The sequence below is a fragment of the Arthrobacter sp. TS-15 genome (assembly GCF_006964045.1).
GTDB lineage: Bacteria > Actinomycetota > Actinomycetes > Actinomycetales > Micrococcaceae > Arthrobacter.
The window spans coordinates 184,289-210,578 of sequence record NZ_SDXQ01000036.1; the positions used below are offsets into that span (position 1 = coordinate 184,289).

Here is a 26,290-nt window from a genome sequence, read left to right on the forward strand (position 1 = left end):
GGGTGGCCGGGGTCGCCCGGACTCGAGGCGGCTCTGGTTCATCAAAGCGCGCGGATTTGAGACTGGTCCCTGCCGTGCTGGTCACCTGGTCCATCGCTTGCGCAGGATCCCTCATCGCTGCAGCATGGTCCGCAGCACTGGCGGGAGTCTTGGCGCTGGTGGTGGTATTGCTGCTGCTCAGGACATGGCGGCACCGGCGGGCAGTGCCACGGGCAAGAACAATTTCTGCAACCCTGGCCGTGGCATCCGTCCTGGGTGCAGCCGTGGCTGTTAGTTGTGCTGTCACCGCCAACACGCAAGAAGGTGGGCCGTTGGCTAAAGCTGTGGCGGAAGGAAACGGTGTCCTCCTTGAAGTTCGAATCACCGGAGTTCCTGCGGAGGTGTCTGCGCCGGGCCATTCAGGTGGAAACCGGTGGTCGGTGGCCGCGGGTTTGGTCAAGGTCACGTCCAAGGGTTCTGTGACACAAGGCTCTGCGGACGTGATGGTGGTCGGCGGAAGTGGCTGGCAAGACGTACAGCCCGGGCAGATCGTCAGAACCTCAGGAACATTGAAGGCTGTGCGGGAGGGACAAGAGCAGGCGGCCCTCTTGTCCGCATCATCCGCACCCGTTGTCATCGCTTCTGGCTTTGATGTCCGCCAGTCCGCCGCCGAGGCAAGAAGACAATTCGTCGCGGCCTCTGCATGGTTGCCTTCGGACCCGGCCGGTCTGATGCCCGGAATGGTCACCGGGGATACCAGTGCGCTCCCGGAGAGTCTAGAGGCAGATATGAAGACAACAGGAATGACGCACCTCACTGCCGTCAGCGGGGCGAATTGCAGTTTGCTGCTGGGTGGCTTCATCCTGTTGGCTAGATGCCTCAGGGTAAGCCGTCCGGTAGCCGGCGCTATTGCTGTGTGCGGACTGATGGCTTTTGTTGTCCTGGTAGGTCCGGAGCCGAGCGTTCTACGAGCTTCCGTCATGGGGAGCGTAGGCCTGGCAGCCATGGTGGGGGGCTTGAGGGGGCGATCCCTGACCTTCCTTTGCGTGGCCACCATCACCCTGCTGCTGCTGGATCCGAGCATGGCGTTAAACGTCGGGTTCCTGCTCTCTGTTCTGGCAACTCTGGGTATCGTCTTGCTGGCCGCCCGAATTGCCTCGTGGATTCCTTCCGTGGTGCCGCGCTGGCTGGCCGCGGGTATTGCGGTACCGCTCTCCGCGCAAGTGCTGTGCGGTCCGGTCCTCGCGGCCCTCCAGCCGCAGTTCACACCCTATGCCCTGATCACCAACGTAGTGGCTGGTCCGTTGATAGCGCCGGTAACCATCTTTGGAACCATTGCCGTTCCAATTGCCACCCTTTTTCCGTGGTTGGCGGTGGTGCCCGTCGCTGTGGCTGGAGTCTGCGCGGGAGCGGTGGCCGGGATAGCGCGGTTCTTCGCCCATTTGCCCGGGGCGGCACTGCCGTGGGCCGAGGGCCCGGCCGGAGTCATTGCCATGGTGGCTCTTTCAGTTTTATCAGTAGCGGTGTTCTGGATGATGCTGCACCCGACAGGAGTCATGTATCACGTCAGGATGCTGCACCGCGCGGTGATGCTGACGCTGGAGCGCGGTGCCAGGGGTAAACATGGCAGACTTGAATCCTGCAATAAACCGTCCGGAAGGAACTACCAGTGGCTGCTGCCCAAAACACCCGGGCCAAGAGCGTCGCGGCAAACACCGTCAGCTGGCGGGATGCCGCGCCGGCTGCCGTAGTCCTGATCGTGGGCCCGGAAGAGTATCTGGGGATCCGCGCAATGGACGGCATCCGTAGCCACGTGCGAAGTGCTAACCCGGAGGTTGAGCTCAGTCGGCTGAACGCGGGCTCCTACGAGTCCGGATCCTTGGCCATGACCGTGACGCCGTCCCTCTTCGGCGAGGGAAAGCTCATTGAGGTTGAGGGCCTTGAGGCAATGAACGACGCCTTTCTGGCCGACGGATTGGCCTACCTCCGGCATCCGGACCCGGACGTAGTCCTCGTCCTTCGCCACGCCGGGGGAGTCCGGGGCAAGAAGCTCCTCGACGCCGTGAAGTCCGCCGGCTGGCCCGTCATTGACTGTCAACCGCTTAAGAAGGACTCTGACAAGACCGCGTTTGTCGTCTCGGAGTTCAGGGCTGGCGGACGACGCATAGAGGGCGAAGCTGTCCAGGCATTGGTGAACGCGGTGGGTGCCAATCTGTCCGAGCTTGCTGCTGCCTGCAGCCAGCTCATTGCCGATGCCACCACTGCTGTCACGGCCGAAACCGTGGAACGCTACTACGGTGGCAGGGTGGAAGCCACGGCCTTCAAAGTTGCCGATGCCGCCATGGCCGGCAACGGGCCGGTGGCCTTATCCACCCTGCGGCACGCCCTGGCCACCGGTGTTGATCCGGTTCCCTTGGTAGCGGCTCTTGCTGCCAAACTGCGGACCTTGGCCAAAGTTGCCGGCGCCAATGGTTCGCCGGCCACCATTGCCAGGAATCTGGGAATGCAGCCGTGGCTTGTGGAGCAGGCGCAGCGGGATGTCAGGCGCTGGACCCCTGAAGGCTTGATCCGCTCCATCCAAGTCATTGCAGAAGCCGATGCCCAAGTGAAAGGCGAGTCACGGGACCCTGTCTACGCAGTTGAGCACGCGGTCACGGTAATTGCCACCTCGGCCAATCGCCGCTGATGTCGGCCGCGGCCTGTGCGCGTCGGTGCTGACTGGTCTGCATAACTCAAAGGCCGGTTAAACCCAAAGGGCGGTTAAACCCAAAGGCCGGCACCCACTGGGCGCCGGCCTTTTGATCAGCTCAGTCGAACTGGAAAAACCTTAGAGTGCGTTGACCTTCTTGGAGATCGCCGACTTGCGGTTTGCAGCGTTGTTCTTGTGAATAACGCCCTTGCTGACAGCCTTGTCCAGCTTGCGGCTGGCAGCAACAAGTGCAGTTCCAGCAGCATCCTTGTCAGCAGACTCAACGGCGGTGTTGACGGCGCGGATGGCCGTCTTCAGCTCAGACTTGACGGCGTTGTTACGCAGGCGAGCCTTCTCGTTGGTGAGGATGCGCTTCTTCTGGGACTTGATATTAGCCACGTATGAACTCTCTTTTTAATGCGGAAATGGTCTAGAGGGTTTTCAGGTTGGCCATCGACTGAGCGGCGTGGGGATGCCTATGGCAGCCAACCATGTGTGGCCGTCGACCTGCACGGACACACAGCTATAAAGGATAGCAGAAAGTCGGGACTCGCGCCGACTCCTGGTCTCAGTGCAGCTAATGCCGCTCTTGAAGGGCGCGGACTACCTCTTGGAATTGAGCTCTTTCCAGGACGGCGCCTTCGCGCCGGATGGCCTCAGGATCCAGGCGAACGATGCGGCCCACGTTGATCTCACTTGGCCTGCCTTGCCGATCCCAGGAACCTGCACCGATATCAACGTAGTTTCCGGCCCTGTTGCCGTTGTCGTGGTCCTTGGAGGTCAGCATGAGCCCTAGAAGCCACTGCCCGTCCCGCCCAATGAGGAGTACGGGGCGGTCTTTTCCTTTAGTGTGGTCTTCTTCGTACGGGACCCAGCTCCACACGATCTCACCAGGATCCGGTTGGCCATCGGGCTTGGGGGAGTAGCTGACCCTGACCGAACCGCGAAAGTCGCCGGGGTAGGGACCCGGTTGACGCTCGACGGCGGTCCGCCGGCTTCGCTGGCTGGAGGGACCTTGACCGGTGACGCCGGAGGGGGTGCCGGCTTTGGTGGTGCTGCCTCCCAGAGCCTTGAGTGATCGCAGCAGGAGTTTGCCCAAGGGGCGCAAGTCGAAAGCCATGTGACAACGCTACAACCGTCTACGGCTGAAGCCGGGCACGCAATGTACGGCGAAGCGCCGGTTCATGGGAGACTAGAGGATCAGATGCGCGGCGTGTTCCGGCTGGCCTTTGCCCAGTTGCAGGAATTGCCGTGCGAGTGTCGACAGTAAGGATCCTGCGTGTCTCCCATGGCCCGCACCGCACCGGTGCCCGCCGCAACAGATCCGGCCATCATCCGGAACTTCTGCATTATTGCCCACATCGACCACGGTAAGTCCACCCTGGCCGACCGCATGCTGCAGTACACCGGCGTCGTTCAGCAACGCGACATGAAGGCCCAGTATCTGGACCGTATGGATATCGAACGTGAGCGCGGCATCACCATCAAGTCCCAGGCTGTCCGCATGCCGTGGGAACTCGATGGCCAGAGCTATGCGCTCAACATGATCGATACACCCGGCCACGTTGACTTCACCTACGAGGTCTCCCGCTCCTTGGCGGCCTGTGAAGGTGCAGTGCTGCTGGTGGATGCTGCCCAAGGTATCGAGGCTCAGACTCTTGCCAACCTTTACTTGGCGATGGAAAACAACCTCACCATCATTCCCGTGCTGAACAAGATCGACCTCCCGGCCGCCCAGCCTGAGAAGTACGCGGCGGAGCTTGCCAACCTCATCGGTGGTGACCCTGAGGACGTCCTCAAGGTTTCCGGCAAAACCGGCGTAGGCGTAGAGGCGCTGCTGGATAAAATCGTCCGCGACCTCCCCGGCCCCGTGGGCGATCCCAATGCTCCGGCCCGTGCCATGATCTTCGATTCTGTGTATGACACTTACCGCGGCGTCATTACCTACGTCCGAGTGGTGGACGGCATGCTGCATCCCCGCGAACGCATCCAGATGATGTCCACCCGGGCTACTCACGAACTCCTGGAAATTGGTGTCAGCTCCCCGGAGCCCACACCTTCCAAAGGCCTGGGTGTGGGGGAAGTGGGATACCTGATTACCGGTGTAAAGGACGTCCGTCAGTCCAAGGTGGGCGATACTGTCACCAACCTCGCCAAGCCCGCGTCGGAGTCGCTGAGCGGTTACGCTGACGCCAAGCCGATGGTCTTCTCCGGTCTTTACCCCTTGGACGGTACGGACTACCCGGTCCTGCGTGACGCTCTTGAAAAGCTGATGCTTAACGACGCTGCGCTTGTCTATGAGCCTGAGACGTCCGCTGCACTGGGCTTCGGCTTCCGCGTTGGATTCCTGGGCCTTCTGCACCTCGAAATCACGCGTGATCGACTCGAACGCGAGTACAACCTGGACCTTATCTCCACTGCACCCAACGTGGAGTATGAGGTAACGCTTGAGGACAAGAAGGTCATCCACGTCACCAACCCGAGCGAATACCCCACCGGTAAGATCTCCGAGGTCCGGGAGCCCATGGTGTCCGCCACCATCCTCGCTCCTAACGAGTTTGTCGGTTCCATCATGGAACTGTGCCAAAGCCGCCGTGGCCAGATGCGAGGCATGGACTATTTGTCCGAGGACCGCGTTGAACTCCGCTACTGGATCCCGCTGGCGGAGATCGTCTTCGACTTCTTCGACCTCCTGAAGTCCAAGACGCGCGGTTACGCCTCACTGGACTGGAAGGCTGACGGCGAGCAGGTGGCCGATCTGGTCAAGGTCGACATCCTGCTGCAGGGTGAACAAGTTGATGCCTTCAGCGCCATCACCCACCGCGATAAGGCCTACGCCTACGGCGTGATGATGACCGGCAAGCTCCGTGAGCTGATTCCCCGGCAGCAATTCGAAGTGCCCATCCAGGCCGCCATCGGATCCCGCATCATTGCCCGCGAGAGCATCCGGGCCATCCGTAAGGACGTTCTTGCCAAGTGCTACGGCGGTGACATCACCCGTAAGCGCAAGCTGCTCGAGAAGCAGAAAGAGGGCAAGAAGCGCATGAAGATGGTCGGTCGCGTGGAGGTGCCCCAGGAGGCATTCATCGCAGCCCTGACCACCGATGAGTCCAAGGACAAGGCCAAGAAGTAAATGCCCAGCGTCCTCCCTTTGGGTGACCCGGCACCTGCGGATGGCATCTTGCCTCCGCAGGTGTTGGCCGGCGTCGAGCACCGCAAGTTCGGGCTCTATGTCCACATACCGTTCTGCGCCGTGCGCTGTGGCTACTGTGATTTCAACACTTACACTGCCACCGAACTCGGTGGCGGCGCCTCCCAGGACGCGTACGCCGCTACGGCGGTCTCTGAACTGGACTTCGCCTCTCTGGCACTGGACGCCTCGGGGTTACCCCGTCGTCCCCTCAGTACTGTTTTCTTTGGGGGTGGCACGCCCACCCTTCTCCCGGCAGAGGACCTGGCCCGGATCCTTAGGGCCGCCATCGGCCATTGGGGGCTGGAACCCGGCGCCGAGGTAACTACCGAAGCCAACCCGGATTCAGTAACTCCTGAATCCCTGAAGCTTCTGGCCGACGCAGGCTTCACCAGGGTCTCCTTCGGCATGCAGTCAGCCGTACCCCACGTGCTGAAGGTCCTGGACCGCACCCACACACCGAGCCGGGTGCCTCTTGTTGTGCAGTGGGCGCGGGAAGCCGGCCTCTCCGTGAGCCTGGACCTTATCTACGGCACCCCTGGAGAGTCCATGGGTGACTGGCAGCTGTCACTCGAAACCGCTTTGTCGTACCAGCCGGACCACATCAGTGCCTACGCTCTGATCGTTGAGGATGGCACTAAGCTGGCCGCCCAGATACGCCGGGGCGAGGTGCCCGGGATTGATGACGACGACCACGCCTCCAAATACGAGCTTGCCGACAAAATGATCTCCGAAGCGGGCTTGCACTGGTACGAGGTCAGCAACTGGTCGCGGACGCCGGACCAGGCTTGCCGGCACAATCTTGCCTACTGGCGGGGAGATGACTGGTGGGGTATCGGTCCAGGCGCCCACTCCCACGTGGGGGGTGTCCGGTGGTGGAACGTCAAGCACCCCACGGCGTACGCCTCGAGGCTCGGGAGCGCTAGCTCTCCGGCTGCCGGGCGGGAAACCCTCGATGCCGATACCCGGGAAGTCGAACGCATTATGCTGGAGGCACGGCTCGGCACAGGGTTGTCCGTAGATGCCTTGGACGCGATCGGACGGCACGCGATGGCCGGGCTTATTGCCGACGAATTGGTGGACCCTGTTCAGGCGTTCAAGGGCCGTTTGGTCCTTACGCTGAAGGGTCGTCTCCTGGCTGACGCCGTAGTTCGAAGGATCCTGCCCGACTGACCCGCGGGCTCATGCCCGTCGGAGCAAGCAGTCCTGGACGAGCGGAGGTGAGCTACTTAATCCAGCGCAGGTTGACCTTGTAACGGTGAGGCTGCCCGTGGTTTACCCTGATGCCCGCCGAGACGGAGAAACACGTCAGGGCAACCCAGATCGCGGTGGCGATGACGGCGAAGATGTTGCCGACCACAGGAAGCAGGACCAAAATGTTGGCCAGAACTGCTGCGATGGTGGGAGGCAGCGTGAAGTTCAGCGCTTCTTTGGATTCCTGTGCGGTGAACGGTCCACGATCCCGGAAAATCAGGTAAATCAGAAGGGACGGCAGGCATCCCAGGATGCCGCCAAAGTGGGCCAGAGTAGCCCATTGCCTGTCCTCGCTGGCTGTCAACGGGAGTGCGTTGGCAGGCGCGCCATGGTACTGGGGCCGGCCTGCGGCGCTGCCCGGTTCTTCAGGAGCGTTATCTGCCACGTTGTCTTCCCTTTGCTTTAAAGATGCTGCGGTGTTGCTGTCCCAGAATACCGGCACCGACGCACCTGCCGGGACCAACGCCCCGTTGACACGGTAGTTGCTGATACCTGAAGGACTCCACCTCAAGGAACCGTCAAAAAATCGATGACTTCTTCCACCCGTCCCAAGAGCGATGGCTCAAGGTCGGCATAGGTGCGGACTGCGCCCAGAAGGCGTTGCCAGCCCAAGCCTATGTCCTCAGGGGTCTCATGGGGCCAGCCGAACGCGCTGAGGATTCCGGTCTTCCAATCGATCCCGCGGGGTACGGCGGGCCAGGCCTCAATGCCCAGGACCTTGGGCCTGATCGCCTGCCAGACATCCACGTAGGGGTGTCCAACAATGAGGACGTTTCCCGCAGCCCCCGGGACCGTCATGGCCTCGGCGGCAATTCGGGACTCTTTGGACCCGGGCACAAGGTGGTCCACGAGGATTCCAAGCCGGCGGCCTGAGCCGGGATTGAAGTCGGCGATGGCGGACTTCAGGTCATCAACGCCGTGCAATGGCTCCACCACGATGCCTTCCACCCGGAGATCATCACCCCATACCTTCTCCACCAGTTCGGCGTCGTGCTTTCCTTCCACCCAAATGCGGCTGGCCTTGGCTACCTGTGCCCGTTGCCCCTGGACCCTGACGGAACCCGAGGCCGTCCGGCCGGACGGAACCCCGGATGCAGCGGTGCGGGGGGCGGGAGGCATCAAGCGGATAGCCTGACCTTCGAGCAGGAAGCCAAAGCCCAGCTGGAACGATTTGGTCTTTCCACGCCGGTCTTCCAAGGAGACCACGTGCATTCCGCCCGACTTCTCAACGCGGGTTACTTCACCCACCCAGCCCGACTGCACGTCCTCGAGGACCATTCCCCGCTGCACGGCTACTTCCGGCAGCTTCTGTTTGGCCGGAGCGGACAGATCCTGCGGGCCCCAATTGTTCAAAGCCAAGGGATTCCTACCTTTGTGCTGGTTTACGGTGCGGGCCGAAGCCGCCCGCGGCAGGTTTCAATGCTAACAACGGGGTGGCTCATACTAGACTTGTTAGCACTTGGGCATGTTGAGTGCTAAGTGTGGAGGTCTGAGCGGGATCCCGCGTTGACCGGTCGGAAGAACCATGGCAGTCGTCAGGAGGTGGAGCATTGAGTGAGCCGCGCAAGCTCGAAGTGCTGCGTGCCATCGTTGAGGATTACGTGCATTCCAGGGAACCTGTCGGGTCCAAGGCCCTCGTGGAGCGGCATCATCTTGGCGTTTCCAGCGCTACCATCAGGAATGACATGGCGGTTTTGGAAGAGGAAGGCCTGATTGCGGCGCCTCACACCAGTGCCGGTCGAATCCCCACTGACAAGGGCTATCGCCTTTTCGTTGACCGCATTTCGCAGGTCAAACCGCTCTCAGCGGCCGAGCGCAGGGCCATCCATTCTTTGCTCGAGGGCCCCGATGATGTCGACGACATCTTGGAGCGCACCGTAAGGCTTCTGTCACAGCTGACCAACCAGGTGGCCGTTGTGCAGTACCCGCATTCGAACCGCGCGCTTGTTCGCCACGTGGAATTCGTCCTCTTGGCCCCTCAACAGGTCCTCGTGGTCCTAATTGCGGACACCGGCAGCGTGGGGCAGAAGGTCATCGACGCTGGGTCCGATGTGAGCAATGAGGCCCTGATGCTCCTGAGGTCCCGGTTCCTGGGCAACATTGCCGGCACACAGCTGGCGCTTTTGCCTCAAGTGCTTCCTTCTGTCGTTGCGCTGTGTCCGCCGGAACTGCGCAGTCTGGCGAAGACGTTGGCCCAGGGGCTTCAATCGTTGAGCGACACCAGCCGCGAAGAGCGCATCCTGATGGCTGGAACGGCAAACCTGGCCCGCTCCAACGTTGACTTCCCCCTGAGCATAGGCCCTGTGCTGGAGGCACTCGAGGAACAAGTTGTCATGCTCCGGTTGTTATCTGACATGGGGGATGATCCCCGCGGCGTTACCGTGAGCATTGGACGCGAGAATCCCTACGATGGCTTGGCGGAGGCCTCCGTCGTAGCTACGGGCTATGGCTCCGGTGCCAAGGTGGGGATTCTTGGTCCCACACGCATGGACTATCCCACCACCATGGCAGCAGTACGAGCCGTGGCCCGTTACCTTTCCCGCATTCTCGGCGGCTAAACACCGGTCCGAGGAAACATCCGTAGTACAACAAGGAAGAGATACCGACTTTGAGCAGCCACTATGACGTTTTGGGAGTCTCGCCGGAAGCCACCGGGGAAGAGATCAAAAAGGCGTACCGCAAGTTGGCGCGGAAACTGCACCCCGACGTAAACCCCGGTGAAGATGTCGCGGAACAGTTCAAGGCCGTGACCCACGCCTACGAGGTGTTGTCCGATCCCCAAAAGCGCCGGGTCTATGATGCCACGGGCAATGAAAACGGCACTGACAACGGTTTCGGTGGCGGCTACGCCGGCCAGGGTTTTGCCTTCCAGGACATCTTCGACACCTTCTTTGGTGGCGGCGGTCAGGGCGGACCGGCCTCCCGGGTCCGGCGGGGCCAGGACGCGCTCATCAGCGTCCGCATCGATTTGAAGGACGCCGTCTTCGGCGTCAACAAGAAGCTTGAAGTGGATACAGCCGTGATCTGCCCCACGTGCGATGGCAGTTGCTGCCGCCCGGGCACCCACCCGGAACGCTGCGACATCTGCGGTGGCAGCGGCCAGGTCCAACGGGCAGTCCGTTCCATCCTGGGCCAGGTCATGACTGCCGCCCCTTGCGGTTCGTGTGAAGGCTTCGGCACAGTCATTAAGGACCCCTGCAACGAGTGCAATGGACAGGGCCGCATCCGCAGTCGTCGTTCCCTCACCATCAAGGTTCCGGCCGGTGTCGCCACTGGTACACGCATCCAGCTGTCCGGGCAGGGTGAAGCGGGCCCCGCTGGAGGCCCCGCCGGCGATCTCTATGTGGAGATCCGGGTCAACAACGACTCCATGTTCATGCGTGAAGGCGACGACCTCCACGCAACACTAAGTGTGCCCATGACCGCTGCGGCACTTGGCACCGAACTGCAGCTGGACACCTTCGACGGCGCGCAGGACATCGACGTCAAGGCCGGTACCCAATCCGGCGAAGTCATTACCCTGCGCGGCTTGGGTGTTACGCACCTCCGGGGTTACGGACGCGGCGACCTCAAGGTGCACTTGCACGTGGAGACCCCGACCAAGCTCGACCCCGCCCAGGAGGAACTCCTGCAGCAGCTCGCCAAGCTGCGCGGCGAGCAGTTTACCGAGGGAAAGCTGGTGGCAAGCGGCGGAATGTTCGCGAAGCTTCGGGACAAGCTCGGTAACCTGTAGCGGTGAGCAATCCGGTTTTCTTTACACCGGCGGGAAGCCTTAACCAGCTGATCCCCGGGTCGACATTTGTGTTGGAAGGTGCTGAGGCGCGCCATGCCGTCACCGTCAAGCGACTGGCCGTGGGTGAGCCCGTGGACATAGCCGACGGTTCGGGCATGCGGTTGACTGGCGCCGTGGTTGACGCCGGTTCCAGCACCCTCACAGTGAAGGCATCCGAGGTAGTCCTCGAGGACCAGCCGGCGGTCCGGCTGGTGCTGGTTCAGGCACTTGCCAAGGGCGATCGGGACGAACTCGCCATCGAGACTGCCACGGAACTCGGAATAGACGCCGTCATTCCGTGGCAGTCCGAGCGGGCAATCGTGCGTTGGAAAGGCGAACGGGCCGCCAAAGCGCACGCGAAATGGCAGTCGGTGGTCACTGCGGCAGCCAAGCAGGCCAGGCGTGCTTGGATTCCTGAGGTACGGTCCATGATGGACACAGCCGCTTTGGCGAAGGCCGTCGCGGCCGCTGATGTGGCCATCATCCTCCATGAAGACGCCAAGAACCCCCTGCGGACCGTCCTTGAAGAGTCGGTCGCGGTCCGGACTGGAGATGATGGGACCCCTCGCGAGGTCCTCTTGATTGTCGGACCGGAGGGTGGCATCTCACCAAGAGAGGTAACGCGGCTCAGTGACGCCGGTGCCGTCACGGCACTTCTGGGTCACCACGTGTTGAGGTCCTCGACGGCGGGACCCGCCGCCGTCGTTCTTGCAAGTGACGTCCTGGGCCGCTGGTAGCCGCCCCGCAGCTCGTCGAACCCGCAGCTAACCGACGTTGAACAGGCGGGTGTCGGTGCTCGTTTCGATGGTTGCGCCGGCCTCATCCACTTGTGAAACCCGCAGCTCATATTTGCCGGCCTTCAGTGTGGCACTGAAGGTGAAGGCTCCGTATTGACCAGGCGCACCGGTTGCTTGCGTTCTCCCGGTGAGCAGGCTGCTCTTTTCGCCCTTGCCATTCTCCTGCAGAATCTGCCAGCTGACCGGCTTTGAACTGTCGGTGCTGCGGCCATTGAACTTGACTACACCGGCAGGCAGAGTTGTTTCCTCTTGCGGATCGATGATCCACAGAGGTGCCACCAAGGATGCGTTCCGTTCCATGGGTTGGCCGAGCTTTACCTGCCCAAACGCCATGTAGTCCGTGTGTCCGTCAACCAGGATGACAACCTGGATCTGCTGGCCGGAGTTGATGAGCCCCGAGGACGAGGCTGCCGCCGTCGCCGTGTAGACCAATTGCTGGACAGCGCGCTGCGCCATTCCGGCGTCGAGGTTTGAGTTGAAGGCATCCCGCGAAATATCAACGGTGATGACGTTCTTGCCGGAGATGGAGGTGGCCAGGCTTTCGGGGGCCTGCCAGGGGGTGAAGAAGTCGTGGTCCAGGGGTTTTTCGGACATCATGATCCGGAGTGCGGTGGTCACGGGGTTTCCGTCGCTGGAGATATCCCTGAACTCACGGTAGAGATAAACCTGTTCCTTGCTGCGTCCAATCCAGTAAACCGGGATCTTCGTGGAAGCCTGCGTAGTTTCCAGCGGTGCCTGGCTGGCTGGCGCGTCGTTAACGCTGACGGATGGCGAACTCGTGCCGGTTTGGGAATCGCCGCCGTTGGCTATGCAACCAGTGAGCAACAGGACAGCAAGCATCGCCGGCACAGCGATAACGGATTTTGTCCGTCTGCGCGCGCCATCTCCAATGCTTCCTGGCTCCGAAATGGGTGTCCTGCCTAACCTTGTGTCTCATGGCGGCCCCAGCCGCCGATTCCCAGCCAACGGAGCCGGGCCGCAGGATGCTTGGATGCCACCCGCTATGCCAGCTTGGCACATCGTCGACGGCGGTCGGCCGGGATTGCGCGGATCAGCGCCAACTGAAACATGATTGATACCCGCTTGATGCCGAGTTGAGACAAAATGTACGCCATGACGGCAGGCGCCGGATGATGCCGGTGGTTTCGGTTCATCGCAGGCCGGGCTGGCGTAGGATTGAAGACATTCCGGCATCCGGACGTGCCCCATACAGCGGCCACGAATGCCGAATCGATGGCAGGTAGCACGACCAACCGGAGGAGAAAAGGCCTAAGGCCAACACTATGAGTGAATCTTTGAACGGGCGGCTTAGGACCGGAAACGGCAACCAGCCGCCCACCGAGTTCCCGCACACACTACCGGGTACGCGCACGGAAGTTGTCACGTTCGACAACTCCGACCAGATGGTTCACTCGTTGGGCAGCCACGACGAAGCCTTGCGGTACATCGAGGAACAGTTCCAGGACGTCAGTTTCCATGTCCGTGGCAACGAGCTCTCCATGACAGGCCCTTCCACCGTCATTCCACGCGTTATGCGTCTGTTGGAGGAAGTCCGTGGGCTCGTGGCGAAGGGGACCGTGGTGACTCCGGACATCCTTCAGCAGCTCGTGTCCCTTCTGAGGGCCCAGTCCGTGCAGAATCCTGCCGATGTGCTGACCCACAACATCCTCTCAAGCCGCGGTAAGACTATCCGGCCCAAGACGCTGAATCAGAAGAATTACGTTGACGCCATTGATGAGAACACCGTCATCTTTGGAATCGGCCCGGCAGGTACCGGCAAGACCTATCTTGCAATGGCCAAAGCGGTGCAAGCCTTGCAAACGAAGGAAGTCAGCCGGATCATCCTGACCCGGCCAGCCGTGGAAGCGGGGGAACGGCTGGGCTTCCTCCCCGGCACGCTGAGCGACAAGATCGACCCCTATCTTCGCCCACTATATGACGCCTTGCACGACATGATGGATCCCGAGTCCATTCCCCGCCTGATGGCTGCAGGAACCATCGAGGTAGCCCCGTTGGCCTATATGCGCGGACGCACGCTGAACGACGCCTTCATCATCCTGGACGAAGCCCAAAACACCACACCGGAGCAGATGAAGATGTTCCTTACACGTCTGGGTTTCGGTTCAAAAATGGTGGTTACCGGTGATGTCACGCAGATCGACCTGCCGTCCGGATCGACGTCCGGCCTGCGAATCGTCAGGGAAATCCTGAAGGGAATCGACGACGTCAATTTCTCGATCCTGGAAGCGGCTGACGTCGTGCGGCACCGTTTGGTTGCCGACATCGTTTCCGCCTACAGCGCATGGGATGACGCACATAGCAGCGACGTCGCGAGCACACAATATAAACCCGGAGCGCACTACAAACGTGGAGAACGTCAATGAGCATTGAAGTAAACAACGAGTCCGGTGTAGCGGTGGACGAGGCCCAACTGGTGACGTTGTCCCGCTTCATCTTCGAGCGTTTGTACATCCATCCCCAGGCAGAACTGTCCATCCTCCTTGTCGATGAACCGGCCATGGAGAAACTGCACATCGAACTGATGGACGAGCCCGGGGCTACGGACGTTTTGTCCGTACCCATGGACGAATTGACGCCGGGCACCCCGGACAAGCCCACGCCACAAGGCATGCTGGGTGACATCGCCATCTGCCCGCAGGTGGCAGAGGTGCAGGCAGCAAACGCAGGCCACGCGACGCAGGATGAGATGCTGCTCCTGACCACCCACGGAATTCTGCATCTGCTTGGCTTTGACCATGCAGAGCCGGAGGAAAAAGAAGAGATGTTCGGTTTGCAGCGGGAACTGCTGTCTGAATTCCTGGGCAAGGATGCCCCCATGGAGACCATGCAGTGACCTCGATCATCCTGGTCGGCATGGCGCTGGTGTTCCTCAGCTTCGTTGCACTGCTGACTGCAGCCGAGGCTGCATTGAACTTCCTGCCCCGGCATGAGGCCGAACAATCCATAGTGCGGAGCAAGGGCAAGGCCCTGGGCGGTATCCTCAAGAACCCGATCGCCCATATGCGCGCTCTGCGTTTTTGGCGGGTCTGGTTTGAAATGGCGGCAGCAGTCGCCGTCGCCGTGGTCCTCCACAGTTTGCTGGACAACGTCTGGCTCGCCGGACTTGCAGCTACGGGGATCATGGCGGTGATCGGGTTTGTACTGGTCGGCGTTTCGCCCCGGCAGTTGGGCCGGGCGCACTCCGGACCCGTCGTTCGTTTCACCGCCCCGCTCATCAGGTTCCTCTGCTGGATACTAGGGCCCATCCCCGGCTGGTTGGTGGCGCTGGGACAGGCAGTCGCCCCCGGCGCCCCAAGTGGCGACGACGCTTTCGTCAGCGAGGAAGAGTTTCGCGAATTCGTCGATCGTGCCGCCGAGTCGGACATGATCGAAGACAATGAGGCAGAACTCATTCATTCGGTCTTTGATTTTGGTGATACTTTGGTGCGTTCCGTCATGGTACCCCGCACCGATATTGTGAGCATCGGTACGGGCTCGAATCTCGAAACGGCAATGGGCCTTTTCCTGCGGTCCGGTTACTCAAGGATCCCCGTCATCGGGGAGAACACCGATCAGATCCGTGGGATTTTGTACCTCAAGGATGTGGCTGCGGCCATGCATCGGAGGGAACCAGGACTGCAAGTTCACGATGTTGATTCACTCGCCCGGGACGTGCGGTATGTCCCGGAATCGAAACCCGTGAGCGACCTCCTCAGGGAACTCCAGAAAGAGTCCACACACGTAGCGATCGTCATCGACGAGTACGGCGGCACCGCCGGGTTGGTCACCCTCGAGGATCTTATCGAGGAAATTGTTGGCGAGATCGTGGATGAGTACGACGCCGCCGCCGAAGAGGCCGTTCACCTCGATGATGGTACATATCGAGTAAGCGCCCGCATGAGCATCGATGACTTGGGTGAACTTTTCGACATCGATCTGGACGACGACGAGGTGGATACAGTAGGCGGTCTGCTCGCAAAGGCCCTTGGGCAGGTTCCCATTGTGGGGAGCGCCGTTGAAGTGAACGGAATATCGCTCCGGGCAGATAGGCTGGAGGGTCGCCGAAACAGAGTCAGCCACATCATTGCGGCAGCCATGCCAAAGGAAGACACTGACTTTGAAGACCTACTCGATGACGCCGACTCAACGCAACAGGGAGTTCCACGTGAGCAAGCAAAATAACAAATTTGACGCCGATGCAGACTTCGGTGGCTTCCACGCTGGCTTCTCGGTGCTGGTGGGCCGGCCCAACGCGGGTAAGTCGACGCTGACCAACGCGTTGGTTGGCCAGAAAGTGGCCATCACCTCGGCCAAACCGCAAACTACACGGCACACCATTCGCGGTATCGTCCACCGCGATGATGCCCAATTGATCCTTGTGGACACTCCCGGCCTTCACCGCCCACGTACCCTGCTGGGGAAGCGGCTCAACGAACTTGTTGCAGACACCCTGGCGGAAGTCGATGCAATCGGTTTCTGTCTGCCGGCCAACGAAAAAATCGGCCCCGGCGACAAATACATCGCCGCTCAGCTGGCCGCCGTCGGACGCAAGCCCATCGTGGCACTGGTGACCAAAACCGACCTGGTGGATCGTCAGGCGTTGACGGAGCAATTGCTCGCCGTCGCCGCGTTGGGCCGCGAGGTTCTTGGCGAGCAGGGCTGGGCCGACATCGTCCCTGTCTCTGCCGCCGACGGTTTTCAGGTCTCCACTGTTGCAGACGTCCTGATCAGCCACATGCCGTCCTCACCTCCGCTGTATCCTGACGGCGAGCTGACTGACGAGCCTGAGGCCGTCATGATCGCAGAGCTGATTCGCGAAGCGGCCCTTGAGGGCGTCCGCGATGAACTTCCCCACTCGCTCGCTGTGGTGGTGGAGGAAATCGTTCCCCGCGAAGGCCGGACCGAGGACAACCCGCTGTTGGATGTTCGCGTGAACCTTTACGTTGAGCGGCCTTCCCAGAAGGCCATCATCATCGGCAAGGGCGGAAGCCGTTTGCGAGAGGTGGGAACCAACGCCCGAAAGGGTATTGAGACTCTGCTCGGCACCCGCATCTACCTCGATCTTCACGTCAAGGTGGCCAAGGATTGGCAGCGCGATCCCAAGCAATTGGTCAAACTCGGCTTCTGATTCGCGTCGCTGGATCCGGCGTGGCTTGAGGCCCGATAAGGAACTTCCCAGAAACGGCAACTATGATTGCGGGGATCCAGCTGTTTGATGAAAGGTAAACCGAATAGTGCGACGTCGTGACGCCCGCCCGCAGGGCACCGGCACCGCTGGCCCCGCGGGGGCACGCCATGGTGAGGATGCCGACGGCACCCCTCGCCATATGAGGGTGCCCAAGGGGCTGCCACTTTGGTTGAAGATTGTCACCGGCGTAGTCTCCGTTGCCCTGGTTGCCGGCGTTGCCTTTGCTGCTTTTTGGTTTATCCGGCTGCAGAACAACATCACGAAGGCGCCCTTGAGCGCCGGGGAAACCCGTAATGCCGGTGACCCGCTGGTGGATGACAAAACGGATCGACTGCAGATCCTGATCCTTGGCTCCGATACCCGTGACGGAAAGAACGCCGAATACGGTAGCACCGAGGACTCCACCGGCTATGGCCATTCCGATGTCATGATGCTGTTGGACATCTCCGCGGATAACAAACGCGTCAATGTGCTGAGTTTCCCGCGAGACCTGTTGGTGGATGTGCCGCAGTGCACCGACCGCACCAACAACCAGACATTCCCTGCCCGCAGCGGCGTGATGATCAACGAGGCCATGGCTGAAGCTGGAATCGGTTGCGCCGTGGATACGGTCAACAAGCTCACCGGTTTGGAAATCGACCACTTCATGATGGCCGATTTCAACGCAGTCAAGGAGCTTTCGCATGCTGTGGGTGGCGTGAACGTTTGCGTCAGTGATCCGGTCTTTGACCCGGATTCCCGGCTCCGCCTCGCCAAGGGGGATTCCTTGGTGGAAGGCGAACAGGCTTTGGCATTCCTCCGGACCAGGCATGCTTTCGGCGATGGAGGTGACCTTGGCCGCATCAAGGGTCAGCAAGCGTTCCTTTCATCCCTCACCCGGAAACTTAAGGATGAGGGGACTCTGGGTAACCCGCAGAGGCTGCTGCAGATCGCAGATGTGGTCACGCAGAACCTGACCGTGGACGAGGGCCTGGCGTCAGTTCCTTCACTGTTGACCATTGGCGGGCGACTCAAGGACATTGATGTTTCCAAGGTGGCGTTCGTAGCGGTGCCCACGCAGCAGGCAGCGGTGGACCTTAACAGGTTGGAGCTCGTCGAGCCCCAAGCGTCACAGCTGTTCGCGGCGCTTCGTGCAGATCTTGACCTCACAACGCCTGGTGCGACGTCCACCCCTGTACCGAGCGAAAGCCCGGCCCCACAGCCCACGGCTACTACGCCTGCCGCACCTGCGTATGACAAAGCGATTCAGCCGGTGGCCGTCGCCAACGGCAGCGGCGTTCCAACCAGGGCGCAGGAGCTCATGACCGTGCTCACTGGCAACGGCTTCGCCCAGACGGTGTCCTACTTGGCTAATCCGGTGGATCAGACGGTGCTTTATTACGGACCGGGCTTTGCGGACGTTGCTGCTGACGTAGCTACACTTTTCGGCATCCCTGCCGCTCAGGTTCAGGAGTCCCCGGGTGTGGCGGGAGTGCAGCTTTACGTGGGTACTGACTTCGGCACGGGGACCGCTTACGGTGCGGCTTCGGTGCCGTCCGATGTAGTCAACCAAACAGCTAGCGATGCCGTGTGCCAACAGGTGAATCCCCTGTACATCGATCAGCAATAGGTTCCATGCATTAGGAGCAAACAACAACGGCCGGCCAGTTTTTGAACTGGCCGGCCGTTGTGTCATGCGGGTACTACCAGATGCTGACGCGTTCCCCGGGTTCCATCCACATGCCGTCGGTTTCCGTCACGGCGAATGCTGCATGGAATGCGTCGAGGTTACGGGCAATGGCGTTGGTGCGGAACTCGTTGGGGGAGTGGGGGTCGGTAGCCAGTCTCCGGATGGCCTCTTCAGTGCGGATCACTTGGCGCCAGCCGGCAGCCCACGACATAAAGAATCGTTGGAATCCCGTGAAGCCGTCAATGACCTCCGGCTCGGCTCCGTTCAGGCTCAGGAGGTAGGCCTTGTAGGCAATCGTCAGGCCTCCGAGGTCGCCGATGTTCTCGCCCAGGGTCAGCTTGCCGTTGACCTTATGCTCCGGCGCAGCATAGGGGGACAAAGCGTCGTATTGGGAAACCAACTTCGCCGTCAGGGCTTCGAAGGCTGTCCGGTCGTCCTCGGTCCACCAATTGCGGAGCGCGCCGCTGCCATCGAATTGGGATCCTTGGTCGTCGAAACCATGGCCGATTTCGTGACCGATCACCGCGCCGATGCCGCCATAGTTCACTGCGTCGTCTGCATCCGCAGTGAAGAACGGGGGCTGAAGGATAGCTGCAGGGAAGACGATCTCATTGAGCATTGGATGATAGTAGGCGTTGACCGTCTGGGGTGTCATGAGCCACTTTGTCAGATCGACCGGCTTGCCGATTTCATCCAAGTGCCGGTTCACGTCCGCATCATGGGCACGCTCGACGTTGCCAAGAAGATCCGTGGGGTCGATCTCGACGGCAGAGTAGTCGATCCATTTTTCCGGGAAGCCGATTTTTGGACGGAATGCGTCCAGCTTTTTCAGGGCTTCCTTCTTGGTTTCCGCACCCATCCACGCCAGGGAGGAGATGCTCTCCCGGTAGGCTTCGATCAGGTTTGAGACCAGCGTCTCCATCCTTGCCTTGTGTCCCGCAGGGAAGTGCCGATCAACATAGATCTGGCCCACGGCCTCGCCGAGGGCTGCTTCGACCACTGCCACCCCGCGCTTCCACCGCTCTTTGTTCTGTGGCGTACCGCTGAGCGTGGTGCCGTAGAAGTCGAAGTTCGTGGAGACGAACCCTGATGACAGGTACGGGGCGGCCGAGCTGAGAACCCGGAGTGTCAGCCATTCCTTCCATGCTTCCAGCGACTCGGATTCCAGCAAAGCCGCAGCGCCTGCAAAGAAGTCCGGAGTGCTCACCACTATTTCACTCCGCTTTGCTGCGTCTACCCGCGCTGCCTGGAACCACGTGTCGAGCAGGGGGAAGATTGCCACTGCTTCATCTGCGGTCTTGAGGTTGTAGGTCTTTTGGGGGTCGCGCAGGGTGACGTTGTCCCAGTGGTGGGACGCCAGGGCGGTTTCCAGTGCGACGATGCGCTGTGCGGAAGCTTGCGCGTCCGCGATACCCGCGAGATTGAAAAGCTTTGAAATGTATTCACCGTAGGCAGCCACGATGCCCGCGAACTTTTCTTCGCGGTAGTAGGACTCGTCCGGCAAGCCCAGGCCCCCTTGCCCGATATACAGGAGGATGCGTTCGGGGTTGCCGGCGTCCGGAGCAGGATAGATGGAGAAGAGCCCGGAGACGTCTGAGCGGAACAGGCGTCCCATCAGGGCAGCCAGTTCCTCCACAGAGCCCACCGCCTGCACCTCATCAAGGCGGCTTCGCACGGGGTCCATACCTTTCGCTTCGACTACTTCTTCGTCCATGAAGCTGGCGTAGAGACCGCCGACTTTCTGTTCGATGCCGGTGGCTGACTCTCCCTTGGCGGCCGCTTCTTCGATGATCGCCTTGACGGCCAATTCGGCGCCATCCCGCAAGGCGGTGAAGGTACCTTCCAGCGGCCTGTCGTCGGGGATTGTTGTGCTGTTGAGCCACGCACCGTTGACGTGCTGATAAAGGTCGTCCTGGGGCCGGACGCTGTGATCGATATTCGAAAGAGAGATCCCCGATTGTGGCACTGTGGCTCCTTGTGTGGACACTGCAGCCGGCGTTGCCACCGTCGCGGCGTCTGCATAGTGGACGTTGCATGAGGTGTTGCACTGTCATCATACGCATCGTGTTACTGTGAATTTGTGCGTACGGCGATGCTTCTTCTTAGCTGCCGCGGCGAGGCCTGAAAGCTATCTGAAGCTGGGCCATCCTCGCCGCGGAGTTCCGTTGTGTCCGGCTAAGCTTTCACTTAGTTCTTAGAGAAAAGGCCACACGTCATGCGTAATGCACAAAAGCCCTCCGGTATGCCGATTCACCGCTACCTGCCGTTCCAGGACCAGATTTCCGTTGAGGTTCCGGACCGTACTTGGCCCGACAAAGTCATCACCAAGGCTCCGCGCTGGTGCGCAGTTGACCTGCGGGACGGCAACCAGGCGCTGATTGATCCCATGAGCCCGGCTCGCAAGCTGAAGATGTTCCAGCTGCTCGTCAAGATGGGCTACAAGGAGATCGAGGTTGGTTTCCCGTCAGCGTCGCAGACCGACTTCGACTTTGTTCGCCAACTCATTGAGGGTGGCCATATTCCGGATGATGTCAGCATCCAGGTTCTGACGCAGGCACGTGAGCATCTGATTGAGCGCACCTACGAGTCTTTGGTTGGCGCCAAGCAGGCAATTGTTCACCTGTATAACTCCACGTCCGTTCTGCAGCGTCGCGTGGTGTTCAACCAGGACGAGGACGGCATTTTGGACATTGCGCTTCAGGGTGCGCGCTTGTGCAAGAAGTACGAAGAGACCCTGACGGATACGCACATTACGTATGAGTACTCGCCTGAGTCCTTCACCGGAACCGAGCTCGAGTACGCCGCTCGCGTGTGCAACGCCATTGCCGACGTCTTCGAGGCATCGGCTGACAAGCAGGTCATCATCAACCTGCCGGCCACTGTCGAAATGGCAACGCCCAACGTCTACGCCGACTCCATCGAGTGGATGCACCGAAACTTGCACCCTCGCGAGGGAATCATCATTTCCCTCCACCCGCACAATGACCGCGGCACCGGCGTCGCTGCTGCTGAACTCGGATATCTGGCCGGTGCCGATCGCATCGAAGGCTGCTTGTTTGGCAACGGCGAACGAACCGGCAACGTGGACTTGGTAACGCTGGGCTTGAACATGTTCGTCCAGGGTGTGGACCCCATGATCGATTTCTCCGATATTGATGAAATCCGCCGCACCGTGGAGTACTGCAACCAGTTGCCCGTTCCGGAGCGTTCACCCTACGGTGGCGACCTCGTCTTCACCGCCTTTTCCGGTTCACACCAGGACGCCATCAAGAAGGGCTTCGAGGCGCTGGAGAAAGACGCTGCTGCCGCCGGAAAATCGGTTGATGACTTCACCTGGCAGGTGCCGTACCTGCCCATCGATCCCAAGGATCTGGGCCGCAGCTACGAAGCTGTGATCCGCGTCAACTCGCAGTCCGGCAAGGGCGGCGTGGCTTATCTGCTGAAGAACGAGCACAACCTCGATCTGCCCAGGCGGGCCCAGATCGAGTTCTCCGGAGTTATCCAGCGTCGTACGGACGCCGTGGGTGGCGAGGTCAGCGGTGCCCAACTGTGGCAAATCTTCCAGGACGAATACCTGCCCTCTGAAGAAGAGCAAGCACAGTGGGGCCGCTATGGACTGGGCAGTGTAAGCACTGAGACTGACGAGTCGGGTGCTATGACCATGAACGCAAACCTGCGCATCGACGGCGTCGAAGTCCGCCGGACCGGCCACGGCAATGGTCCCATAGCGGCATTGTTGGACATCCTGCACCACGACGGCGTTGACGTGCGGGTGCTGGACTACAGCGAGCATGCCCTGTCCGAGGGCGGCAGCGCAAGTGCGGCGGCGTACGTCGAATGTGCTGTTGGAGAGCGCGTTTTGTGGGGCGTTGGAATTGACCCCAGCACCACCACGTCTTCCCTCAAGGCGCTGATTTCGGCCGTAAACCGGGCTGTCCGCGACGCTCAGGCTTAAGCACATGCCGTGTGGTGACGGGAAATACCGTCACCACACGGTCCGGCGAACACTGCCGGACCCCGGCAAAGTGCGAAGATTAGTTGTGGCCAATCCGTCGTTTGCAGCACGGTCCTATCGGGACGATGCCGTGGTGCTCCGCACCCACAAGTTGGGCGAGGCGGATCGCATCATTACGTTACTGACCAAGCACCACGGCCAGGTTCGTGCCGTGGCCAAGGGCGTCCGCAGGACCAGCAGCCGGTTCGGGGCGCGGCTTGAGCCTTTCATGGTGGCTGACCTGCAGCTTGTTCAAGGCCGGACCTTGGACATTGTCACGCAGGCCGTAGCGAAGGGTGCGTACGGAAGCAGCATCGCCGCCGATTACGGACGTTTCACAGTGGCTGCAGCCATGACAGAGACTGCTGAGAAGCTCACTGATGTCGACACCGAATCAGGGACTGCGCACTACAATCTGCTGGTGGGTGCTTTGGCTGCCTTGAGCCGATCGGACCATCCGCCGGAACTGATTCTCGATTCCTATCTTTTACGGGCGTTGGCCACAGGTGGCTGGGCACCGAGCTTCACCGATTGCGCACGTTGTGGCCGCCCCGGCCCTCATACAGCATTTGCAGCTCCCGTGGGAGGCATGGTCTGCAGCGACTGCAGGCCCCCGGGTTCGCCGGCCCCCGCGCCGGAGACTGTGGTGCTGCTTGGTGCCTTGCTGACTGGCACGTGGAGCGTCGCTGATGCGTCGGACCCGCGGCACAGACGGGAGGCGGCGGGCTTAGTGGCAAGCTACCTCCAATGGCACTTGGAACGGGCCTTGAAATCACTCAAACACGTGGAGCGAAGCTGACAGTGGCACTTGGTAAGAAGAATAAAGCAACCATGGCTAGGACGGCTCCGGTAGTCGCCCCTTACAGGCACCCTTCCGGGGCGGTACCGCCAAGCATTCCAAGTGAGCTCATCCCGCAGCATGTGGCGATAGTCATGGACGGCAACGGGCGGTGGGCCAATCAGCGGGGCCTGCCGCGGATAGAGGGGCACAAGGCGGGGGAGCCGGCCCTCCTGGACGTCATGGCAGGAGCCATCGAACTCGGAATCAAGTACGTCAGTGTCTATGCGTTCTCCACAGAGAACTGGCGCCGATCACCCGAGGAAGTCCGTTTCCTCATGGGATTTAACAAGGATGTACTACGCCGCCAGCGCAACCAGCTGGACGAGTGGGGTGTGCGGATCCGCTGGGCCGGTCGCCGACCCCGCTTGTGGGGTTCGGTGATCAAGGAGTTGGAAGAGGCCGAGGACTACACTCGCGCCAATGACACCTGCACCCTGACCATGTGTGTTAATTACGGCGGCCGCGCAGAAATTGCCGACGCCGTCTCAGCCATCGCGCACGACGTCGCCGCCGGCCGTCTGAAGCCGGGATCGGTGTCGGAGAAGACGATTCAGAAGTACTTGGATGAACCGGACCTTCCTGACGTGGATCTTTTTCTCCGCAGCTCCGGGGAGCAGAGGCTGTCCAACTTCCTCCTGTGGCAATCCGCTTATGCGGAGTTCGTCTTCATGGACACCTTGTGGCCGGACGTCGACCGGCGGACGTTGTGGGACGCCGTCGAAATTTATGCAAAACGGGACCGTCGCTATGGTGGGGCCGTGGACGCTGCGACGGCCGTGAAGTAGCACGCCAGCGAAGTAGCATGCACTTGCTAAATCAGTACGGATAAGCAGCCAGCCACACCGCCACGTCCCGGTAAGCCTGTTGGCGGACGGTCCGCCGTGAGAGAAAGACGTCGTGCAGGGCTCCGGGATAGCGGAACACAGCAGTCCGCCGGGCAAGGCCCAGGGCCCTCCGTGAGGTCTCCTCGACGTCGATGACCGCATCGGCGCGCATTAGGTCCGCAGTCCATTCGGCTTGGATCCGTGTCCGCCCGGACAGAAGAACCAACACGGGCGCGTCGATGTTGAGCTTGCGCTCTACGGCTGCGTGGCCTGCCAGCACCGCTTTTGTCCATCCAGCCCGGATGGGAAACGAAGCCCGCGGCCGCCACACCGGATCCAGGATCCACTCACCATGTCCCTCGTTGCTGACGCTTTCCCAGTACGCAGGCATTTCCGGAAATCTGTAAGGACGCTTGGGATCGGTCCGGGCGAATGGTTCAACCAGATGCATGGCGATGCTGCGGACCAAGCTACTTCCCTGGAGTTCGAGCCACGGCGAGTTCAGGACGAGTGTACCCACCCGGCCGGGATGGCGGTCCGCCCAGAGGGCAGCGATCAACCCGCCCAAGGAGTGGGCGAGCATGTGGATGGTAGGCGACGTGGAACTACCCGTCCTTCGCGCGACATCCCGTTCGATCTCGCGTAAGGCTGCTGCGAGGTCTTCGTCGTAGACGCCGAGGTCCGAGGTGTAGCCAGGTGTCTGCCCTGGCAGCAGGCTGCGGCCGAACTTCCGCAGGTCCAGGGCATAGAAATGAAAGCCGGATGCCGTCAGGTACTCGGCAAGTTCGGTTTGCAGGAAATAGTCAGCCCACCCGTGCAAATAGAGAACTACTCTGGGTGCTCCGCCGGGATCAGCTGGTGCGGGGCGTCGTTTGCGCTTCGTAAAGGAGGCCAGGAAGTCAAGCATCCCTGGCGGGGACGGCTGGGTTGCCGGCGGTGCGTACCTGACGAGCGTGGCCGTGACCGGCCCTTCTTCATCGGCTTTCATAGGCAAGCGCATGCACTCGTATCCGTGGCCAAGAATGTCCGGTTGCCACAGCGAAACCGACTCCTCCGTGGTGGTCATGTGTCTCCTCCCCGCCGATGCTCCGGCTCCTTGTTGTCCATGAATCCGTTGACCCACCGGGCAAGCCGTGCATAGGCGTCTTTCCGCACGGCCGGGGCAGAGAGAAAGACATCGTGGAGGGCTCCATCGATGCGTTCCAGGGTAACTGTCCGCCCCAAAGCCATGGCCCGCAAAGCGATGACACCCACGTCGAGCACGGCATCGGAACGGCGCATCGATTCCTGCCACACCATACCGTTGGCGCTGGTGGTGGACGTCAGCACGAGGACCGGCATCTCCAGCATCAAGCCGCGGGCCACTTGTGCATGGCCGGCAAACACAGCACTCAGCCAGCCGGCTCGGACCGGAAACGCAAGCGGAGGCCGGTAGTTTTCATCCAGGGTCCATTCCCCTTCAGCGGTACTGCTGATGCTCCGGAAGTAGAAGCCGCGCTCAGGCAGCCTCAAGATGGTCTCGGGGCGGATCCTAGCAAGCGGAGACACCATGGCTTGCGCGGCGCGTCGCACCAGTGAACTGCCGTGCATCTCCAGCCATGGGCTGTCGAGGACCAGGTACTGGACCCTATCGGGATGGCGGCTGGCCCACAGCGCTGCCACCAAACCCCCGGTTGAATGGCCCATCAGTGTCAGGCTTCCGGTTGGGGAAACACCGCGATCCGCATGAATGGTGGTGATGGCTTCTTCAATCTCGGCGTCGTAGTCGGTCAGGTTGGCAACATAGCCGCCCGGCATGTCGGCACGGAGGCTCCGGCCATGGTTGTGCATGTCCAGCGCGTAAAAATCATAGCCTTGGTCGGCCCAGAAGCCCGCCAGCTCCGTATTGAAGAAGTAGTCACTCCAACCGTGCAGGAAAAGTATGGCGCCGTAGCGCTTTGCCGGTGGCTGGGGGTCGTCGCTGGCCTGAATTCCTGGCTGGGCCCTGTACCGGATCAGCGTGGCATGCCGGATGACGCCATCCGGGCCCGCGGCCTCAAGGCCGCAGGATTGGAAGTCGGTTCCCAATATGTCAGCGGTCCACTCCATGGCTC

23 protein-coding genes are annotated in these 26,290 nt (G+C 61.0%); 15 read left to right on the top strand and 8 right to left on the bottom strand.

Features of this window, described 5'->3' with window-relative positions; all coding sequences use genetic code 11:
- Positions 1-56: 56 nt before the first annotated feature.
- Positions 57-1,730 carry a ComEC/Rec2 family competence protein gene (locus EU811_RS14790; protein WP_223940376.1) on the top strand — a complete coding sequence of 558 codons (1,674 nt, stop codon included), beginning with the start codon at positions 57-59 and terminating at the stop codon, positions 1,728-1,730.
- Positions 1,649-2,665, top strand: a complete 1,017-nt coding sequence (gene holA, locus EU811_RS14795; RefSeq protein WP_142939102.1) for a DNA polymerase III subunit delta — start codon at positions 1,649-1,651, stop codon at positions 2,663-2,665. The genes EU811_RS14790 and holA overlap by 82 nt, the downstream gene beginning before the upstream one ends.
- Before the next feature lie 141 nt (positions 2,666-2,806).
- On the opposite strand, the gene rpsT is transcribed toward holA, so the two are convergent.
- Together rpsT and EU811_RS14805 are read right to left on the bottom strand one after the other, a co-directional pair.
- Positions 2,807-3,067 carry a 30S ribosomal protein S20 gene (rpsT, locus tag EU811_RS14800; RefSeq protein WP_011774926.1) on the bottom strand — a complete coding sequence of 87 codons (261 nt, stop codon included), beginning with the start codon at positions 3,065-3,067 and terminating at the stop codon, positions 2,807-2,809.
- Between the two features lie 178 nt (positions 3,068-3,245).
- Complete coding sequence (locus EU811_RS14805; protein WP_142939103.1) at positions 3,246-3,788, bottom strand: type II toxin-antitoxin system PemK/MazF family toxin; 543 nt, start codon at positions 3,786-3,788, stop codon at positions 3,246-3,248.
- A gap of 159 nt (positions 3,789-3,947) precedes the next feature.
- On the opposite strand from EU811_RS14805, the gene lepA reads away from it, so the two are divergent.
- Together lepA and hemW are read left to right on the top strand one after the other, a co-directional pair.
- Positions 3,948-5,801 (top strand): translation elongation factor 4, encoded by a 1,854-nt coding sequence (gene lepA / locus EU811_RS14810; RefSeq protein WP_187697191.1) that lies wholly within the window; start codon positions 3,948-3,950, stop codon positions 5,799-5,801.
- Positions 5,802-7,031, top strand: a complete 1,230-nt coding sequence (gene hemW, locus EU811_RS14815) for a radical SAM family heme chaperone HemW (RefSeq protein WP_142939104.1) — start codon at positions 5,802-5,804, stop codon at positions 7,029-7,031. It begins immediately after the preceding gene.
- Between the two features lie 52 nt (positions 7,032-7,083).
- On the opposite strand, the gene EU811_RS14820 is transcribed toward hemW, so the two are convergent.
- A complete protein-coding gene (locus EU811_RS14820; protein ID WP_026005318.1) occupies positions 7,084-7,497 on the bottom strand; it encodes a DUF4870 domain-containing protein in 414 nt (137 codons plus the stop codon).
- A 122-nt stretch (positions 7,498-7,619) separates the two neighbouring features.
- A complete protein-coding gene (locus EU811_RS14825) occupies positions 7,620-8,471 on the bottom strand; it encodes a DUF3097 domain-containing protein (protein WP_142939105.1) in 852 nt (283 codons plus the stop codon).
- A gap of 191 nt (positions 8,472-8,662) precedes the next feature.
- On the opposite strand from EU811_RS14825, the gene hrcA reads away from it, so the two are divergent.
- From hrcA to EU811_RS14840, 3 genes are read left to right on the top strand one after another with little or no spacing between them, the layout of a single operon-like run.
- On the top strand, positions 8,663-9,670 hold the full coding sequence (hrcA, locus tag EU811_RS14830) for a heat-inducible transcriptional repressor HrcA (protein ID WP_142939106.1): 1,008 nt from the start codon (positions 8,663-8,665) through the stop codon (positions 9,668-9,670).
- Positions 9,671-9,720: 50 nt separating this feature from the next.
- Complete coding sequence (dnaJ, locus tag EU811_RS14835; RefSeq protein WP_142939107.1) at positions 9,721-10,845, top strand: molecular chaperone DnaJ; 1,125 nt, start codon at positions 9,721-9,723, stop codon at positions 10,843-10,845.
- Positions 10,846-10,847: 2 nt separating this feature from the next.
- The gene (locus tag EU811_RS14840; protein WP_142939108.1) at positions 10,848-11,621 is read left to right on the top strand and encodes a 16S rRNA (uracil(1498)-N(3))-methyltransferase; all 774 of its coding nucleotides are present in this window, start codon (positions 10,848-10,850) and stop codon (positions 11,619-11,621) included.
- Between the two features lie 27 nt (positions 11,622-11,648).
- Here the strand turns inward: EU811_RS14840 and EU811_RS14845 are convergent, their stop codons facing one another.
- Positions 11,649-12,521 (bottom strand): GerMN domain-containing protein, encoded by an 873-nt coding sequence (locus EU811_RS14845; protein ID WP_142939142.1) that lies wholly within the window; start codon positions 12,519-12,521, stop codon positions 11,649-11,651.
- A 443-nt stretch (positions 12,522-12,964) separates the two neighbouring features.
- Here EU811_RS14845 and EU811_RS14850 point away from each other — a divergent pair, with 443 nt between their 5' ends.
- The 5 genes from EU811_RS14850 (at position 12,965) to EU811_RS14870 (ending at position 18,478) form a co-directional block, all read left to right on the top strand.
- Positions 12,965-14,065 carry a PhoH family protein gene (locus EU811_RS14850; RefSeq protein ID WP_142939109.1) on the top strand — a complete coding sequence of 367 codons (1,101 nt, stop codon included), beginning with the start codon at positions 12,965-12,967 and terminating at the stop codon, positions 14,063-14,065.
- Positions 14,062-14,535 carry an rRNA maturation RNase YbeY gene (ybeY, locus tag EU811_RS14855; protein WP_142939110.1) on the top strand — a complete coding sequence of 158 codons (474 nt, stop codon included), beginning with the start codon at positions 14,062-14,064 and terminating at the stop codon, positions 14,533-14,535. Before EU811_RS14850 ends, ybeY begins: the two co-directional genes overlap by 4 nt.
- Entirely contained in the window at positions 14,532-15,863 is a 1,332-nt protein-coding gene (locus EU811_RS14860) for a hemolysin family protein (protein WP_142939111.1), read from the top strand. Before ybeY ends, EU811_RS14860 begins: the two co-directional genes overlap by 4 nt.
- A complete protein-coding gene (gene era / locus EU811_RS14865; protein ID WP_374206996.1) occupies positions 15,847-16,809 on the top strand; it encodes a GTPase Era in 963 nt (320 codons plus the stop codon). The genes EU811_RS14860 and era overlap by 17 nt, the downstream gene beginning before the upstream one ends.
- A gap of 106 nt (positions 16,810-16,915) precedes the next feature.
- Positions 16,916-18,478 carry an LCP family protein gene (locus EU811_RS14870; RefSeq protein WP_142939113.1) on the top strand — a complete coding sequence of 521 codons (1,563 nt, stop codon included), beginning with the start codon at positions 16,916-16,918 and terminating at the stop codon, positions 18,476-18,478.
- A 73-nt stretch (positions 18,479-18,551) separates the two neighbouring features.
- Here the strand turns inward: EU811_RS14870 and EU811_RS14875 are convergent, their stop codons facing one another.
- Positions 18,552-20,504: a M13 family metallopeptidase gene (locus EU811_RS14875; RefSeq protein WP_142939114.1), complete on the bottom strand. Its 1,953-nt coding sequence runs from the start codon at positions 20,502-20,504 to the stop codon at positions 18,552-18,554.
- Between the two features lie 249 nt (positions 20,505-20,753).
- On the opposite strand from EU811_RS14875, the gene leuA reads away from it, so the two are divergent.
- The 3 genes from leuA (at position 20,754) to EU811_RS14890 (ending at position 24,158) form a co-directional block, all read left to right on the top strand.
- A complete protein-coding gene (gene leuA / locus EU811_RS14880) occupies positions 20,754-22,493 on the top strand; it encodes a 2-isopropylmalate synthase (protein WP_091467727.1) in 1,740 nt (579 codons plus the stop codon).
- 85 nt (positions 22,494-22,578) lie between these two features.
- Entirely contained in the window at positions 22,579-23,331 is a 753-nt protein-coding gene (gene recO, locus EU811_RS14885) for a DNA repair protein RecO (RefSeq protein WP_142939115.1), read from the top strand.
- Between the two features lie 2 nt (positions 23,332-23,333).
- Positions 23,334-24,158, top strand: a complete 825-nt coding sequence (locus EU811_RS14890; protein WP_142939143.1) for an isoprenyl transferase — start codon at positions 23,334-23,336, stop codon at positions 24,156-24,158.
- A 31-nt stretch (positions 24,159-24,189) separates the two neighbouring features.
- Here EU811_RS14890 and EU811_RS14895 read toward each other — a convergent pair whose 3' ends face one another.
- A complete protein-coding gene (locus EU811_RS14895) occupies positions 24,190-25,263 on the bottom strand; it encodes an alpha/beta hydrolase (RefSeq protein ID WP_142939116.1) in 1,074 nt (357 codons plus the stop codon).
- On the bottom strand, positions 25,260-26,285 hold the full coding sequence (locus EU811_RS14900) for an alpha/beta hydrolase (protein WP_142939117.1): 1,026 nt from the start codon (positions 26,283-26,285) through the stop codon (positions 25,260-25,262). The genes EU811_RS14895 and EU811_RS14900 overlap by 4 nt, the downstream gene beginning before the upstream one ends.
- Positions 26,286-26,290 lie beyond the last annotated feature (5 nt).